General features: G+C 59.5%; 13 protein-coding genes and 1 pseudogene. 8 read left to right on the plus strand and 6 right to left on the minus strand.

Annotated elements, in window-relative coordinates:
* Positions 1-179 precede the first annotated feature (179 nt).
* The 3 genes from gpt to HJB89_RS16980 form a co-directional block, all read right to left on the minus strand.
* Positions 180-674, minus strand: a complete 495-nt coding sequence (gene gpt / locus HJB89_RS16970; protein ID WP_164009136.1) for a xanthine phosphoribosyltransferase — start codon at positions 672-674, stop codon at positions 180-182.
* A gap of 240 nt (positions 675-914) precedes the next feature.
* The gene (locus HJB89_RS16975; protein ID WP_207583903.1) at positions 915-1,757 is read right to left on the minus strand and encodes a universal stress protein; all 843 of its coding nucleotides are present in this window, start codon (positions 1,755-1,757) and stop codon (positions 915-917) included.
* Between the two features lie 108 nt (positions 1,758-1,865).
* Positions 1,866-2,642: a competence/damage-inducible protein A gene (locus HJB89_RS16980; RefSeq protein WP_207583904.1), complete on the minus strand. Its 777-nt coding sequence runs from the start codon at positions 2,640-2,642 to the stop codon at positions 1,866-1,868.
* A gap of 226 nt (positions 2,643-2,868) precedes the next feature.
* Here HJB89_RS16980 and wrbA point away from each other — a divergent pair, with 226 nt between their 5' ends.
* From wrbA to HJB89_RS16995, 3 genes are all read left to right on the plus strand, one after another.
* A complete protein-coding gene (gene wrbA / locus HJB89_RS16985; RefSeq protein WP_221116344.1) occupies positions 2,869-3,465 on the plus strand; it encodes an NAD(P)H:quinone oxidoreductase type IV in 597 nt (198 codons plus the stop codon).
* Between the two features lie 898 nt (positions 3,466-4,363).
* Positions 4,364-6,295, plus strand: coding sequence for a hypothetical protein (locus HJB89_RS16990; protein ID WP_207583905.1), 1,932 nt, complete (start codon positions 4,364-4,366; stop codon positions 6,293-6,295).
* A gap of 25 nt (positions 6,296-6,320) precedes the next feature.
* Positions 6,321-6,539: a hypothetical protein gene (locus HJB89_RS16995; RefSeq protein ID WP_221150253.1), complete on the plus strand. Its 219-nt coding sequence runs from the start codon at positions 6,321-6,323 to the stop codon at positions 6,537-6,539.
* A gap of 529 nt (positions 6,540-7,068) precedes the next feature.
* On the opposite strand, the gene HJB89_RS17000 is transcribed toward HJB89_RS16995, so the two are convergent.
* A complete protein-coding gene (locus HJB89_RS17000) occupies positions 7,069-7,443 on the minus strand; it encodes a VanZ family protein (RefSeq protein ID WP_207583907.1) in 375 nt (124 codons plus the stop codon).
* Between the two features lie 191 nt (positions 7,444-7,634).
* On the opposite strand from HJB89_RS17000, the gene ilvA reads away from it, so the two are divergent.
* The 3 genes from ilvA (at position 7,635) to HJB89_RS17015 (ending at position 10,776) form a co-directional block, all read left to right on the plus strand.
* Positions 7,635-8,885, plus strand: coding sequence for a threonine ammonia-lyase (ilvA, locus tag HJB89_RS17005; RefSeq protein WP_221150255.1), 1,251 nt, complete (start codon positions 7,635-7,637; stop codon positions 8,883-8,885).
* 37 nt (positions 8,886-8,922) lie between these two features.
* Positions 8,923-9,252: an HlyU family transcriptional regulator gene (locus HJB89_RS17010; RefSeq protein WP_207583909.1), complete on the plus strand. Its 330-nt coding sequence runs from the start codon at positions 8,923-8,925 to the stop codon at positions 9,250-9,252.
* 252 nt (positions 9,253-9,504) lie between these two features.
* The gene (locus tag HJB89_RS17015) at positions 9,505-10,776 is read left to right on the plus strand and encodes a diguanylate cyclase (protein WP_221116291.1); all 1,272 of its coding nucleotides are present in this window, start codon (positions 9,505-9,507) and stop codon (positions 10,774-10,776) included.
* Here the strand turns inward: HJB89_RS17015 and HJB89_RS17020 are convergent.
* Positions 10,773-11,549 (minus strand): annotated as a pseudogene (locus HJB89_RS17020) (SDR family oxidoreductase). The gene HJB89_RS17015 and the pseudogene HJB89_RS17020 sit on opposite strands and share 4 nt — an antisense overlap.
* Before the next feature lie 160 nt (positions 11,550-11,709).
* On the opposite strand from HJB89_RS17020, the gene HJB89_RS17025 reads away from it, so the two are divergent.
* The gene (locus tag HJB89_RS17025; protein WP_207583912.1) at positions 11,710-12,285 is read left to right on the plus strand and encodes a TetR/AcrR family transcriptional regulator; all 576 of its coding nucleotides are present in this window, start codon (positions 11,710-11,712) and stop codon (positions 12,283-12,285) included.
* 48 nt (positions 12,286-12,333) lie between these two features.
* Here HJB89_RS17025 and HJB89_RS17030 read toward each other — a convergent pair whose 3' ends face one another.
* A complete protein-coding gene (locus HJB89_RS17030) occupies positions 12,334-12,948 on the minus strand; it encodes an FMN-dependent NADH-azoreductase (protein ID WP_221116293.1) in 615 nt (204 codons plus the stop codon).
* A gap of 138 nt (positions 12,949-13,086) precedes the next feature.
* Between HJB89_RS17030 and HJB89_RS17035 the strand changes: the two genes are divergently transcribed.
* A complete protein-coding gene (locus tag HJB89_RS17035) occupies positions 13,087-14,055 on the plus strand; it encodes a LysR family transcriptional regulator (RefSeq protein ID WP_221132693.1) in 969 nt (322 codons plus the stop codon).
* Positions 14,056-14,057: the final 2 nt, after the last annotated feature.

Raw genomic sequence — 14,057 nt, forward strand, 5'->3', positions numbered from 1 at the left:
GTACCGTATCGTCGCTGCACGCTTTAAGCGCAACTTGAAACGATTCGCACCCCGCTTAGTATATGAGCATAAGGTAAAATAGATGTGCAGATCCCGATAGCGGATTCACGAGGCCGGGTTGACAAAATCTGGAACAATTTCAAGTGGTAAATATTAGGATCGCGCGCTCTGATCGGCGATCAGCGCGGACCCTTGGCAATCGGCTCCTGGTAGGTGAAGCCCATGTCCCAAGGGAAGTAGATCCAGGTATCCTGGCTCACCTCGGTGATGAACGTATCGACGGTGGGAACGCCCTTCGGCTTGGCATAGACGCAGGCGAAATGTGCCCTCGGCATCATGGTGCGTACCTGGACAGCGGTCTTGCCGGTATCCGTCAGATCGTCGACGACGAGCACGCCTTCGCCGCCATTTTCCTGCAGTTCGGGCGCTATTCCCTTGAGCAGCGTCATGTCGCCCTGGTTGACATAATCATGATAGGAGGCGACGCAGACGGTCTCGATCAGCCGGATGTTCAATTCGCGCGAGATGATCGCGGCCGGGACGAGGCCGCCACGGGTGATGCAGACGATCGCCTTGAACGTCTGGTCGAGGCCGGCAAGCCGCCAGGCAAGCGCGCGCGCATCGCGGTGGAACTGATCCCAGGAAACGGGAAAGGCTTTATCGGGAAGGGACATCGGGCTGCTCCGCGGCATGAAAAAACAACACGCCGTTTGCCGGCGACCGGACGAGCTTGAGGCGGCAATCGGCCAAACCAGAAATCGCGCGAGTTGCAACTGCGCGAGATCGCGAGTTGCAACGCGCGAGTTCGCGAGCTGCACTGCGCGAGTTGTGGCCGAGGCTCGAAGCGTCATCGGTCGCCGCAATTAACGGAATTTGCCGGTAAAAGGCAAGAGCGCCGATGATGGCGGCAACCATCAACGCGACAACAGAGTCAGCGCCGTCATCGATTGCAGCAAGGTCTTCGTCGTACCGCCGAAAATCATCTGCCAGAGCCAGGAATGCGTATAGGCGCCCATGACGAGAAGATCGATGCTGTCGTCCGAAAGCCGGTTCTCGATGACATGCGAGGTGTTTTTGTCGACGCTTCGGGCCGTCGCAAGCGTAGTCTTCACGCCGTGGCGGGCGAGTGTCGCGGCGATCTCGGCGCCTGGCGTCAGCGGCGATTGCAGCGCCGTGTCGGCCGGATCGACCGAAAAAATCTCCACCTCGTCGGCGGCCTTGAGGATCGGCAGCGCGTCGAAGGTGGCGCGCGCCACCTCTTTCGAGCCGTTCCAGGCGATCAGCACGCGCTTGATCGGCTTTGGCTGGCGGATGATGTAGGGGATAATCAGCACCGGCCGGCCCGTTTCGAACAGGAAACTGTCGACGTCGACATGGCTGTCGGAGGGTTTGGCCGGGTCGGCCTGCGAGGCGATCAGCAGATCGGCGCTGCGCGCGCTTTCGATCAGCGGTGCGGAGCCGTAGCCGGTTGATGTTGCAAAGCTGCGCCATTCGGAGGAGCCGCCCGATGCTTCCGCTTTAGTGCGAAAGATCCGCTCGACCGCGATCGTTTCGCCATGCGCCATATCCTGCAGCGCCTGCACGGCGACAGGATCGGGGATTTCCATCGGCGCCACCAGCGGCACGGCGGAGATGGTTTCGGCATGCAGGCCGATCACATGAGCACCGCTTTCGGCGGCGAAGGCAAAGGCGAAATCGGCAACCGCGCTGCTATTGTCCGTTGTATCGAGAATGGCGAGAATGGTTTTGTAAGACATATCAATTCTCCTTGCGCTGAAATGGCGTGCGCGAGGGAAGGAATGCACCGGACCGTTCTTCCGTTCCTTGACGGGGATCAAGCTCGGTCGCCGGCTCCGGCATTGTCCTCAAGCCTCGGCGGAATGGTTTTCGGCGATGTCCTTTCGCTGGCGGATGGCCTCGATCATGGCGTGCACCTCGGCGCCGGCCGCATCGATCGCCGCCTGCGAGCGACCGCGCACGACGATCTCTGTCGAGAATTTCTGGCCGATATATCGGGGATAGGAACCGATGCTGGTTTCCGGATGGGCTTTCTGGATCGCGGTCAGCGGCGTGCCGATCTCGCCTTCGCCGTAAGGGCAGGCGATGGCGAGCGAGAGCACCGGCGTGCCGGTTCGAAGCGTCGGCAGCACATTGTCGACCATTGCCTGGAAGACCTGCGGCACGCCGGCCATCACATGGACATTGCCGATGATGAAGCCCGGCGCCGTCGACACCGGATTGGCGATATGGACAGCTCCGCGCGGCATGCGCGCCATGCGCTGGCGCGCCTCGGTGAATTCCATCTCACGGCGACGGTACATATCGGCCAGCAGCGTCATCGCCTCTTCGTCATATTCGCAGGGCACGCCGAACGCCTTGGAAATGGCATCGGCGGTGATGTCGTCATGCGTCGGCCCGATGCCGCCTGAGGTGAAGACGTAATCATATTTGCTGCGAAGCGCGTTCAGCGCCTCGACGATCGCCTCCTCGTCGTCGGCGACGATGCGCACCTCCTTGAGGTCGATGCCGGAAAGGGTGAGCAGATCGGCGAGGTGGCCGATATTCTTGTCCTTGGTGCGGCCGGAAAGAAGTTCGTCGCCGATGGCGAGCATGGCGGCGGTGACGACGATGGCAGGGCTCATGGGATGTTCCGTGAAGTGGGGCTGGTGAATAGGTAGCGTCCTTCGGCCCCTTTGCAAACAGCTATCAGGCGCGTTCATTCCCGCTGGAATGAGAAGCGCAAGTGAATTTTCGTCCACGGGCGTTGAACACTGAGTTCTTCAAGGCGGGACTGTGTTCGGAAATCCGCGCATGATAAAGATCCTCTCGATCACGACATTCAACCCACTGCGTGAAGGAAGACAGAAGATGGCGAAGGTTCTCGTCCTTTATTATTCGGCTTATGGCCATATCGAAACCATGGCCTATGCGGTTGCCGAAGGCGCCAAGTCGGCTGGTGCCGACGTCACCGTCAAGCGCGTTCCGGAACTGGTTCCGGAAGAGGTCGCCAAGGCTTCCTACTATAAGGTCGACCAGGCCGCTCCGATCGCCACCGTCGACGAACTGGCGGACTATGACGCGATCATCGTCGGTGCCGGCACCCGCTTCGGCACGGTCGCCTCGCAGATGCGCAATTTCTGGGATCAGACCGGCGGCCTCTGGTTTGCCGGCAAGCTCGTCGGCAAGCTCGGTTCGGTCTTCACCTCGTCGGCGACCCAGCACGGCGGCCAGGAAACGACCATCCTCGGCTTCATCCCGACCTTCCTGCACCAGGGCATGGTCGTCGCCGGCCTGCCTTATGCCTTCCAGGGCCAGATGGGTACCGAGGAAGTCAAGGGCGGCTCGCCCTACGGCGCCTCCACCATCACCAACGGCGACGGCTCGCGCCAGCCTTCCGAGATCGAGCTCGAAGGCGCGAAATACCAGGGCGCCCATGTCGCCAAGCTTGCTGCCAAGCTCGCCTGATCTTTGACGAGAAATAATAAGGCGCGGCGAGCGTAAGCTTGCGGCGCCTTTCCGTTTGATGAGAAATACTTGCCTGATCATTCGCCGGTGCCACCGGCAAAGCGGCGCATGACTGTTTGTTGGTGGTGCGGACGGCGGGGGTCGAACCCGCAAAGCCTAGGCCGAGGGATTTTCTTACCAGCTACGACTTTCGCCGCCGCCTTCCGGCGTTTGTGGTCTGGACTATACCTTCACCCTAGCGTCTGCCTTAGGTGCTGCCCGTCTAGTCTCTACACCTTCCCCTTGCGGGGCTTGGCTCGGGATTGCCATCTGACAGGTTTCCCCGACTTTGAGCAGTTCTACATCAGGCGTTTCCGCCAGTGCACTCAATTTTGTCTAAGTCCCTTGTGTCTACCAATTCCACCACGTCCGCGTGGTTCTTCCTGCTAACAAAGAGAGACGGTTTTCTCAACCGATATTCAGGGGTGGGCATGCGATTCCGTTTCAAAGTCTGGAGGCCGCAATCACCCTCCACAATTTTATATCGGCTTTGAGAGATGAGGTCGGATATTGGGCACTGGGGATATGGCGTTCCAAAACGCTGGTCGCTTCGAATGTCCAGCTGAATTCGGCAGTAAAGCGAAGATCTTGCCTGCTGATTAGAGCTTTGAAAAGCAACGATACGGCACGAATTTTCCGATTTATCTTGCCGATATGCGAGGGCGCGACGGTCGACTGCGAACATTATGCGAGTCAGCGTAGAAAACTTGGCACAACCCCTGCGACACAAGCTTGTTGAATTTCGCAGGACATTGGGACAAAGTACTGGCAGGGGTAGTGTTTGCGATTTCTACTGTTGCAATACGTGCACTTCACTTTTCATTGTGAATGCCGGGACATGTGGTGACTAAACGGCAAAATGGCTTTTGTTCTGAAGACCTTCGGGACGTTGCAGCTCGTTGACGGAGATGGGAACGCTGTTGCGTTTCCCGAGAAAGGCCTGCTGCTTCTCGCCTATTTGTTCACAACCGATCAAGGTTCGGCAGATCGAACGACCTTGGCTCGCTTACTATGGGGCGAGGCCGACAGGGACGTTGCACTTTCGACTTTACGCAAGGTGATTTCGCGCATTAAGGCCCGCCAAATCGATCTCGGGGTAAACATCCTTTCATCAAAGGGCAACATACTCACCCTTGAACGGGCGTCTCTGTCTTCCGACATTCTGCTATCGAACCAGGAGGACGAGGTTGAGCCGTTTGCCCGACTGAGACAGCTGGTGAAACTGATGAACCAGCCTTTTCTGGGGGCGGTTCACAGCCATAGCCGTCAGTTTCAGCGGTGGCTTGCCGAACGGGAAAACTACCATATCGAGTTTCTCGCAAATACATTGAGAACGGCGTCCCGATTGGCCGAGTCGGGAAAGGAATCCGAACTCCTGAGGAAGGCAGCGGTTATCCTGTTTCGGACGGAGCCGAGGGATCCGGAAACGCTGCAATTGCTCATCCGGATATTCAACGCGGAAGAGGAAGTTGAATCCCTCCGGAACTATTTCGAACAGCGGCGTAGTGCGACTTCGAAAGGCATCGCCCCGCGCACCGGATCCGATGACGGTGATGCAAAACCTCTCCGTCCGACATCCATGTCGTCAAAGGCGAAACTCGACGCGGCGCTTCCCCTTGAGCCCGAAGATATCAGCATTGCCATTCCCCGCTTGGTGCTGCTTCCGCCCAGGAACCAATCCGTTCGGCCTCAAGCTGGTTTTCTAGCCGCATCGTTGGTGGAGGATATCACGATCGGATTTTGCGTCTTCAACAGCCTGGAGGTCATAGCCCCGTATTCGGCGGTTCAGATCGGCCACCAGGTGGAGACGCAGAAAGCCTTCTTTGAACGGCATCGCGTCAACTATATCCTCGACACCCGGATCAGCAATTCCGGCGATGAAGTGACCCTGTTCGCCCAGCTGATCTTTTTCGATCAGAATCAAATAGTTTGGGCCGAAAGGTTCAGCCTCGATCGTATGGATCTCGCCAGAGACAGGAGAGTTGTTGCCCGGCAGATCGCTCTCTCCGTGTCCAGCGAAATCGAGCGCCATGAGGCGTTGCGCGAAGATCTGAACCCGATCGCTTACCATCGATATCTTGTCGGCAGGCGGCACCTGGCGCGGCTGACACTTCCGAACCTGCGGCGCGCCCGCAAGGAAATGAAGGCCGCGCTCAGCGAAAGCCCCGATTTCGCGCCGGCGCAGAGTTCTATGGCGCGCACCTACTCCAAGGAATGGTTGTTGACGGCCCGAGGTGATATCGATCTTTTGCAATTGGCTGAGACTTTCGCAAAGCAGGCCACCGAGATGCGTTCGGACTTTGCCGATGGCTATCGCGAGCTCGGTGTTGCCAAACTATTGCAGGGCGCGTTTGATGAAAGCGCCGAAGCAATGGAAATTGCAGAAAGCCTTGCGCCACACTATGCCGACGTGATTGCCGACTACGCGGACACGTTGGTTCATTGTTCGCTCCCCGCCATGGCCTTGCGAAAGATCGAGCGGGCAATCGAGCTGAACCCGCTCGGTCCCGATACCTATTTCTGGACTGCTGCGGGAGCAAACTATGCCCTCGGCGAATTCGAAGCTTCGCTGGACTATATCGGGCAGATGGCCGACCCCAATTTAGCGGACAGGTTGTCCGCCGCAAGTTGGGCCATGTTGGGTCATCAGGACAAGGCGCGGGTCTTCGTACGAAGGTTTCGTGAAGGCAACCCGGACTTCGATGTGGACAAGTGGTTGTCTGCAGTTCCAAGTAAAGAGCAATGGCATAAAGATCTTTATCGTGAAGGCCTGAAGAAAGCTGGATTTTAAACATCAATCGTTAGAGGGCAAAAACATGGCTACAGTTGTTGTTATTAGTGTTGAAGGTCAAGACGGACTCTGGGTCGCTGATCTGGACGCCTGCACAGTACTGCCGCTCCCGGCCCCAAAGGCGGGTGGCTTGAAAGTGGTGACCGATCTTCGCGCCACCGGCGCGACGGTCACAAAGGGCGTGAATTTGGCAGTCACCGTCAAGTCGGCAGAGGCGGCGTTCTCCGGCCATTATGACGGCTAGTGGAAGTGCTATAGCGCGGTTACGTCAGACGCGAAATAGACCTGTAACACTCTGAATTTCGCATGATTTTATTCGGCTTCCGACGAAAGAATTATGTGGAAACGCGCGAGACGGCGGCGAGCGGAAATTGACTTGCTCGCCGTCGAGCATTAGGCATGCACTGTCAAAGTCGTTTTCGATGCCGATCAAGTGTACCGGGTTTCAGCGACAATCTATCGGCCTCGGTCATACGGGTTCGATTCCGGTCGCCCCGGACCAGCTTCACAATATCGTTTGAATATGCATGTATATTGTGGATATATGCGTTCTATTGCTTGACGGGGGCATTTTCGGTGCAAGGATTGCGCCGCGGCGGTTGAGTAAGTGTTGTCTTCTGGGAGTAAGACGATGGTTTACGATTGGAGTGGGGCTAGGGTTCGGCGCGTCCGGATCGTCAAGACCAGTGTCGCGCTTGTTCTGGGAACTGCGATCGCTGCAATACCACTGTTTTTCTGGGCCGTGCAGCTGCGCGGGTTCTAGTCCGGGATAATCAGCTTTCTGCGAGAGGAAGCGTATCTGGCGCTTTGGTCGCGCGCCACCTGTTGATCACCCAGCCGGCGAGCAGCCCCAAGGCGGCGCCCATTGCCTTGATGCCGGCATCATGCAGGCGCGGATGGCGCGTCGGCGAAAGGTACTGCAGATATTCGATGGCGACGGAACCAGCGATCAGCAGCACGGCCACCAATTTCCACTGTTTCGGATAGGCGAGCGCAAAGGCGAGGCCGAGAAGAACATAAGCGCCTGCGCGGTCGGTGTCGACCGTCGTAACGGTCTCCGGCCTCAGCCCGATCGGCGAAACCGTGACGAAGAGGATGACGGCGAGCAGCAGCCAGGCGAGTGGTTTTGCGAAGTTGAACGTGATCATGGCTTTATATTAGTGGCTGGCGTTTTCATTGACAGTTAAAATCAGTTCATGTGCCGCCAATTTTGCGGTGGGCTTAAGAAAGGCTTTCGCAAACAGGGCTGGCGGCGAACCGCAAATGGCCGAAACGGGCTTTCTTTTGCCGGTCGGCCTATGCCATAGCGGCGCTGTAATTATGAGAATGGACCACGCCCGTGACGAGACTTGATGTCGAAAGCGCCGAAGAAGCAATGCGCAGCCTTTTTCCGGCAACACCGCTGCAACTCAACGATCATCTGTCGGCGCGCTACGGGGCCGATATCTGGCTGAAGCGCGAGGATCTGTCGCCGGTGCGCTCCTATAAGATCCGCGGCGCCTTCAATTTCTTCCGCAAGGCGATCGGGCAGGGAGCGGTCGGCAAGACCTTCGTCTGCGCCTCGGCCGGCAATCACGCCCAGGGCTTCGCCTTCGTCTGCCGCCATTTCGGCGTGCCGGGCGTCGTCTTCATGCCGGTGACGACACCGCAGCAGAAGATCGACAAGACGCGCATGTTCGGCGCCGAATTCATCACCATCCGATTGTTCGGAGACTTCTTCGACCAATGCTACCAGGCCGCGCGCGACCATGTCGAGGCAATCGGCGGCGTCATGGTGCCGCCCTTCGACCATGCCGACATCATTGAGGGACAGGCGACCGTCGCCGCTGAAATCATGCAGCAACTGCCTGAGGGAACGGTGCCTGATATGGTCGTCCTGCCGGTCGGCGGCGGCGGCCTTGCCGCCGGCATTACCGGTTATCTCCACCGCACCGTGCCGAAATCGGCTTTCGTCTTCACCGAGCCCGCCGGCGCGCCGAGCCTGAGGCGCAGTATCGAGGCCGGCAAGGTGACGACGCTTGCCAAGGTCGATAATTTCGTCGACGGCGCCGCCGTTGCCCGGATCGGCGACCTGAATTTCGCCGCTCTTTGCGATTTCCCGGCAAGCCAAGTGCAACTGATGCCGGAGAACGCCATCTGCGTCACCATTCAGGAGATGCTGAATGTCGAGGGCGTCGTGCTGGAGCCGGCCGGCGCATTGTCGCTGACGGCGATCGCCGCGATGGACCGCCACGTGATCCGCGGCAAGACCATCGTTGCCGTCGTCTCTGGCGGCAATTTCGATTTCGAGCGTCTGCCTGACGTAAAGGAAAGAGCCATGCGTTACGCAGGGCTGAAGAAATACTTCATCCTGCGGCTTGCCCAGCGCCCCGGGGCGCTCAGGGATTTCCTCAATCTGCTCGGCCCCGACGACGATATCGCCCGTTTCGAATATCTGAAGAAATCAGCGCGCAATTTCGGCTCGATCCTGATCGGCATCGAAACCAAGGCGCCGGACAATTTCGCCAGGCTGATCGGAAATTTCGAAGCTGCCGGCATGGGTTACGAGGATATCACCGAAAACGAGATCCTCGCCAATCTGATCATTTAACTTGGCGACGACGATATCGCCGTGCTAAAGGCGCAGCATGGCTTCGTTCATTTCAAATATTTTTTCGATGTTCTCCGGCGGCAGCAAACCCGCCCCCTCGGAGGCGGCCGGCCCTTCCGGCGAGCCGCAGCTTTACAATGATTGCACGATCTACGCGGAGCCGCGTAGGGAAGGCAGCCAATATCGTCTTGCCGGCCGCATCGAAAAGAAGGTCGGCGACGAGGTGCTGGTACGCAATTTCATCCGCGCCGATCTGTTTAGCTCTTCCGATGATGCGCTCGAATGCACTGTGCGCAAGGCGCAGCAGATCATTGATCAGCATGGTTCGTCGCTCTTTGGTGACGGCGAGAAGCTTCGTCAGGTCTGAAATCGGGATCTGCCGGATCGGCCGGATGTCGGCCGCAATTATTCTTGTTTTTCAATCCTGTGAGCCGGATGCTTCTCCGGCGCGCGCAATCGTGCTCACGCATTCTTAAAGGATTGCGGTCAAAGGTATCGCCTGCAGCATGTGCAGGGCCGCCCTCGTGTTTGACTTTTTCGGACGATCGACCAAAGGATCCGCTGTCGCGATCGCCGCGTCCGCGCGCCGCCGACCGCGCCGGCTTGAAGCTGGGGAGAGGTGATGGAGACGTTCAACCTCGCGCTCTTCGCTGTCGAAGCCGTCGCCTATTTCTCGCTGATGGTCACGCTTCTGCACTTCCGTCATCGGCTCGGTCTGGGCGTCTTCCTGACGGCGCTCGGGGTCATGCATTTCATGGAAACCTATCTGGCGGCGGTCTTCTACGTCTCGTTGCCGTTCGGCGATGTGTCGCCGGGTTCATCGGTCTTCTTCTCCGGCAAGCTGATGATGATCCTGATGCTTTACCGGCAGGAGGATGCCGCCACGGTGCGTCAGCCGATCTACGGCCTGTTCCTCGGCAACCTGCTGACCGTCGGCATCGCCTGGGTGCTGCAGCTGCACCTGCCGCTGCAAATGTCGCCCAACCACACGCCCGATGTCGATTTCCTCAAAGAGATGGGCTGGCTGATGGTCTGGGGCACGGCGTTGCTCTATGTCGATTCACTCGGCATCATCCTGCTTTACGAGAAACTCGGCGATTTCTTCCGCCGGCGCGTCGTGCTGCGCTTCCTGATTTCCGGATTTGTGCTGCTGACCTTCGACCAGATCGGCTTCTTTGCCGCGTTGAATTATTTCCTGGATGTGCCGATCGCTGCATTCTGGGCCGGATGGAAGGCGAAAATGCTGGCCGTCTGCCTCTATGCGGCGATGTTTGCGATCTACGAATATCGTATTCGCCGGGGCGGGGCCAGCGTGTCGGCACGTTCGATCAGCGACGTGTTCGGCGACCTGACATTCCGCGAGCGCTACAACGACCTTCTGGAGCGCACCGGCCGCGATATGCTCACCGGCGTCTACGATCGCACGCGCATGGAAGTTGAAGCACCGCTGATGGTGCGCGAGGCATTGAGGCAGGGGCTATTCGCCACCGTCCTCATTCTCGACGCCGATCACTTCAAGGATGTCAATGACGGCTACGGCCATCTCCAGGGCGATGAGGTGCTGAAGGCGATCGCCGCCCGATTGGGCACGACGTTGCGCTCGAGCGACCGCGTCTTCCGCTTCGGCGGCGAGGAATTCGTTGCCATCTGCCCGGGCACCGACCACGAGGAAGGTCTGCTCCTTGCCGAGCGCCTGCGGTGGACGATCGCCACCAGCGTCAAGACGCCGGATGACCGGCCGGTCACGGTCAGTATCGGCGTTGCGACCGCCGACGAGGACGGTGTCGATTTTACCGCCGTGCTGGCGGCCGCCGATGGCCGGCTTTATGCTGCCAAGAGGAGCGGCCGCAACTGCGTCGTCGGCCGTTCCGGGGTGGTGAAACTCGCTTAAGCCGCGCGGAAGATCTTGGCGCCGGACGGGGCGCTCGTCATGCCGCCATCAACGGTGATCTCGATGCCGGTGATATTGGCCGCGTCATCCGAGGCCAGATAGAGTGCTGCCTTGGCGATTTCGTCAGCTTCGCTCATGCGGCCGAGCGGGCTCATCCCCCCGATGCGGGCTTCCAGCGCCGACATCGCTCTTCCGTCGGTGCCATCGGCGACCAGATCGGCGTCTTCGTGCCGCCTGGTGTCACCTGGTTGACGCGGATGCCGCGGGGCGCGAGCTCGGAGGCCATATTCCGCGTCAACGCCCGGACCGCAGCCTTGGTCGCCGCATAGGCCGACCAGCCGGGGGCGCCGAGCACGGCATGCACCGAACCGTTGAGGATGACAGAAGCGCCGTCGTTGAAATGCGGCAGGGCCCGCCTGCACGGTGAAGAAAACCGCCGTCAGATTGGTGCTGATGATCTGGTTGAACTGCGCGGGCGACGTCTCGCCGAGCGGCGTCGCGCCGCCAATGCCGGCATTGGCGAAGACGATGTCGAACTTGCCGACCTTTGCGGCGGCTTCCGCAAAGGCCTTCTCGGTGGCAGCGGCATCGGTGACGTCGACCTTCAGTGCCAGCACGCCGGCCCCAAGCGCCTTTTCGGCCGCGGCCAGCGTTTCCGGATTGCGGCCGGTGATCACCACCCTGGCGCCCTCATCGATGAAGATCTTGGCGGTGGCGAGACCAATACCGCTGTTTCCGCCGGTGATCAGCGCGACCTTGTTTCTTAGACGCATGATTCATGCTCCTCTTGGAATTGCTAACGATCTGGATTATGATCGTTATCTATAAGGATTATGACTGTAATCCATACGCGTCAAGGAGCATGATGCCGAAAAGTGTAAGCGGTTTTCGGCCGACATCATGCTCATTCGAATTTAGTGCCGGGAGATTCCGATGGGGCGTTCGCAGCTGGAGAAACAGAAGACGCACGAGAAGATCGTCGAGACCGCGTCGAAGCGGCTGCGCGAGGAAGGGCTCGAAGGTATCGGCGTCGCCGACCTGATGAAGGAGGCCGGGCTGACCGTCGGCGGCTTCTACAAGCACTTCGCCTCCCGCGACGATCTCGTCGCCGAGGCGATTCAGTCCGCTTTCGATTCGTGGGGACGCAGGCTGGCGGCCGAGGGTGTGGATCCGGCGGCGATGAAGCCCGCCGATATCGCCGATCGTTACGTCAGTGTCTATCATCGCGACAACCCCGGCGACGGTTGCCCATTTGCGGCGTTGACCTCCGATATAGCCCGCAGCGGCGAGAAGGCGCGGGCGATCGCCACCGATGGGCTCAGGCGTAATTTTGAGGCTTTGGCGAGCAAGGCTGCGGGAGCGGACGAGGGAGAACGGCGACGCAAGGCGATCATGGCCTTCGCGATGATGGCCGGCGGCGTCGGCCTTTCCAGGATTTCCTCCGATGAGCAACTCTCGACCGAAATCCTGGAGACGGTCCGGGATTTTGTCGCCGGTATCGACCAATGACAAACGGCCGGCAATTGCCGGCCGTTCCATGCGAGCATTAGAAGCCGATCAGGCGGCCAGCGCGATTTCCTGGACGCGCGACTTGGCGGCGTCGATGGCCTTTTCGGCAGCTTCGGGACCGAAGGCCAGGCCTTCGACATAGATGGTCTCGATATCGCTGATGCCGAGGAAGCCGAGCACCGACTTCAAGTAGGGCACGGCGTGGTTCAAGGCGGATGCCGGTCCTTGCGAGTAGACGCCACCCGAGGCGAGCACCACATAAACCTTCTTGCCGGTCGCGAGGCCAACCGGGCCGCTTTCCGTGTACTTGAAGGTCAGGCCGGCGCGGGCGACGTTGTCGATCCAGGTCTTCAGCGACGAATAGATGTTGAAGTTGATGAGACCGGTGCTGATGACGATCGTGTCGGCGGCAAGCAGCTCGTTGACAAGTTCGTCGGAAGTTTTGACGGCGGCTGCCTCCTCAGCAGTGCGGGCTTCGGCCGGCTTGCGGATTGCGCCGGTGAAGAGGTTATCGATATGCGGCAACGGATTGGCGGCAAGGTCGCGGCGAACGACAACACTACCAGGGTTCTGGCTCTTCAGCTTTTCAGCGAGGTCGACGGCGATCGGCGTCGAGAGCGAGTCGGCGCGCGGGCTGGACGTCAGAAGAAGGATGGACGACATGGTGCATTTCCTTTCGAATTGGATTTGACGGCCCATTGCTGGGAGGTGAGCCGCAGTGTCGACGAGGAAAATAGGTCTGGCCTGCTATCGAAAAAACGGTGATAATGTCGATCGAAACTATCGATGGAATGGATGGATATGCTTCCGAACCCGACCCTGGACCAATTGCAGGTGTTTTTGACCGTTGCCGAGACCGGCAGCTTTTCGGCCGCCTCGCGGGCGCTGAACCGTGCGCAGTCGGTCGTCAGCTATACGATTGCCAATCTGGAGGCGCAGCTCGAGGTGGCGCTTTTCGAGCGCTCCGGCGCCCGCCAGCCGAAGCTGACGGAGGCGGGCAAGGCGATGCTGGAGGATGCGCGGCGCATACTCGGCGACCTGCAGGTGATGCGAGCGCGCGTCAAGAGCTTGCGGGAAGGGCTTGAAGCGGAGGTGTCCGTCGCCATCAGCGTCATGGTGCCTTCCCGGGCCGTGGTCGATGTCCTGCACGAATTTCGCGAAAGGTTTCCGTCCGTTTCGTTGAACCTCAATGTCGGTGAGCTCGGCGTGGTCATGGACCTCGTCCTCAGCGGCAAGGCGACCATCGGCATTGGCGGCGCAGTCCTGAAACAGGATGATTCGGTCGTCACCGAGCGGATCGGCCACTCCTTCATGTTGCCGGTTGCCGCACCCAATCACCCGCTTGCTGGGATCGACCGGCCGTTGACGCTCGGCGACGTGCGCGAGGAAGTGCAGCTCGTCGTCACCGATGCGTCGGGCCGGACGAAGGGGCGCGATTTCAACGTTCTGTCCTACAAGACATGGCGCGTCAGCGACATTGCCACGAAGCATCAGCTCATCAAGGCCGGCCTTGGCTGGGGCGGTCTTCCTGCCTCAGTGATGCATGACGATCTTCGCAGCGGCGCGCTCGTCCATCTCGATCTGGACGCCTACGAACAGGGCGAGTATGCCATCTATTCGATGCGCCAGCTCGCCAATCCGCCGGGACCTGCGGCTGCCTGGATGATCGACGCGTTCCGCACGCGGCTTTCGGCTTGCCCGAGCCAAGCCGATTTCCATGCTGAGATCGCAGAATTGCGTGAACCCGAAACGCCGCTCGCTGCCGAATGACG

The sequence above is a fragment of the Rhizobium sp. NZLR8 genome (assembly GCF_019685025.1).
GTDB lineage: Bacteria > Pseudomonadota > Alphaproteobacteria > Rhizobiales > Rhizobiaceae > Rhizobium.

Bases quoted from the DNA above. Each gene is read 5' to 3' on its own strand.
- gpt (WP_164009136.1), bottom strand. From the start codon at position 674: ATGTCCCTTCCCGATAAAGCCTTTCCCGTTTCCTGGGATCAGTTCCAC.
- HJB89_RS16975 (WP_207583903.1), bottom strand. From the start codon at position 1,757: ATGTCTTACAAAACCATTCTCGCCATTCTCGATACAACGGACAATAGC.
- HJB89_RS16980 (WP_207583904.1), bottom strand. From the start codon at position 2,642: ATGAGCCCTGCCATCGTCGTCACCGCCGCCATGCTCGCCATCGGCGAC.
- wrbA (WP_221116344.1), top strand. From the start codon at position 2,869: ATGGCGAAGGTTCTCGTCCTTTATTATTCGGCTTATGGCCATATCGAA.
- HJB89_RS16990 (WP_207583905.1), top strand. From the start codon at position 4,364: ATGGCTTTTGTTCTGAAGACCTTCGGGACGTTGCAGCTCGTTGACGGA.
- HJB89_RS16995 (WP_221150253.1), top strand. From the start codon at position 6,321: ATGGCTACAGTTGTTGTTATTAGTGTTGAAGGTCAAGACGGACTCTGG.
- HJB89_RS17000 (WP_207583907.1), bottom strand. From the start codon at position 7,443: ATGATCACGTTCAACTTCGCAAAACCACTCGCCTGGCTGCTGCTCGCC.
- HJB89_RS17010 (WP_207583909.1), top strand. From the start codon at position 8,923: ATGGCTTCGTTCATTTCAAATATTTTTTCGATGTTCTCCGGCGGCAGC.
- HJB89_RS17025 (WP_207583912.1), top strand. From the start codon at position 11,710: ATGGGGCGTTCGCAGCTGGAGAAACAGAAGACGCACGAGAAGATCGTC.
- HJB89_RS17030 (WP_221116293.1), bottom strand. From the start codon at position 12,948: ATGTCGTCCATCCTTCTTCTGACGTCCAGCCCGCGCGCCGACTCGCTC.
- HJB89_RS17035 (WP_221132693.1), top strand. From the start codon at position 13,087: ATGCTTCCGAACCCGACCCTGGACCAATTGCAGGTGTTTTTGACCGTT.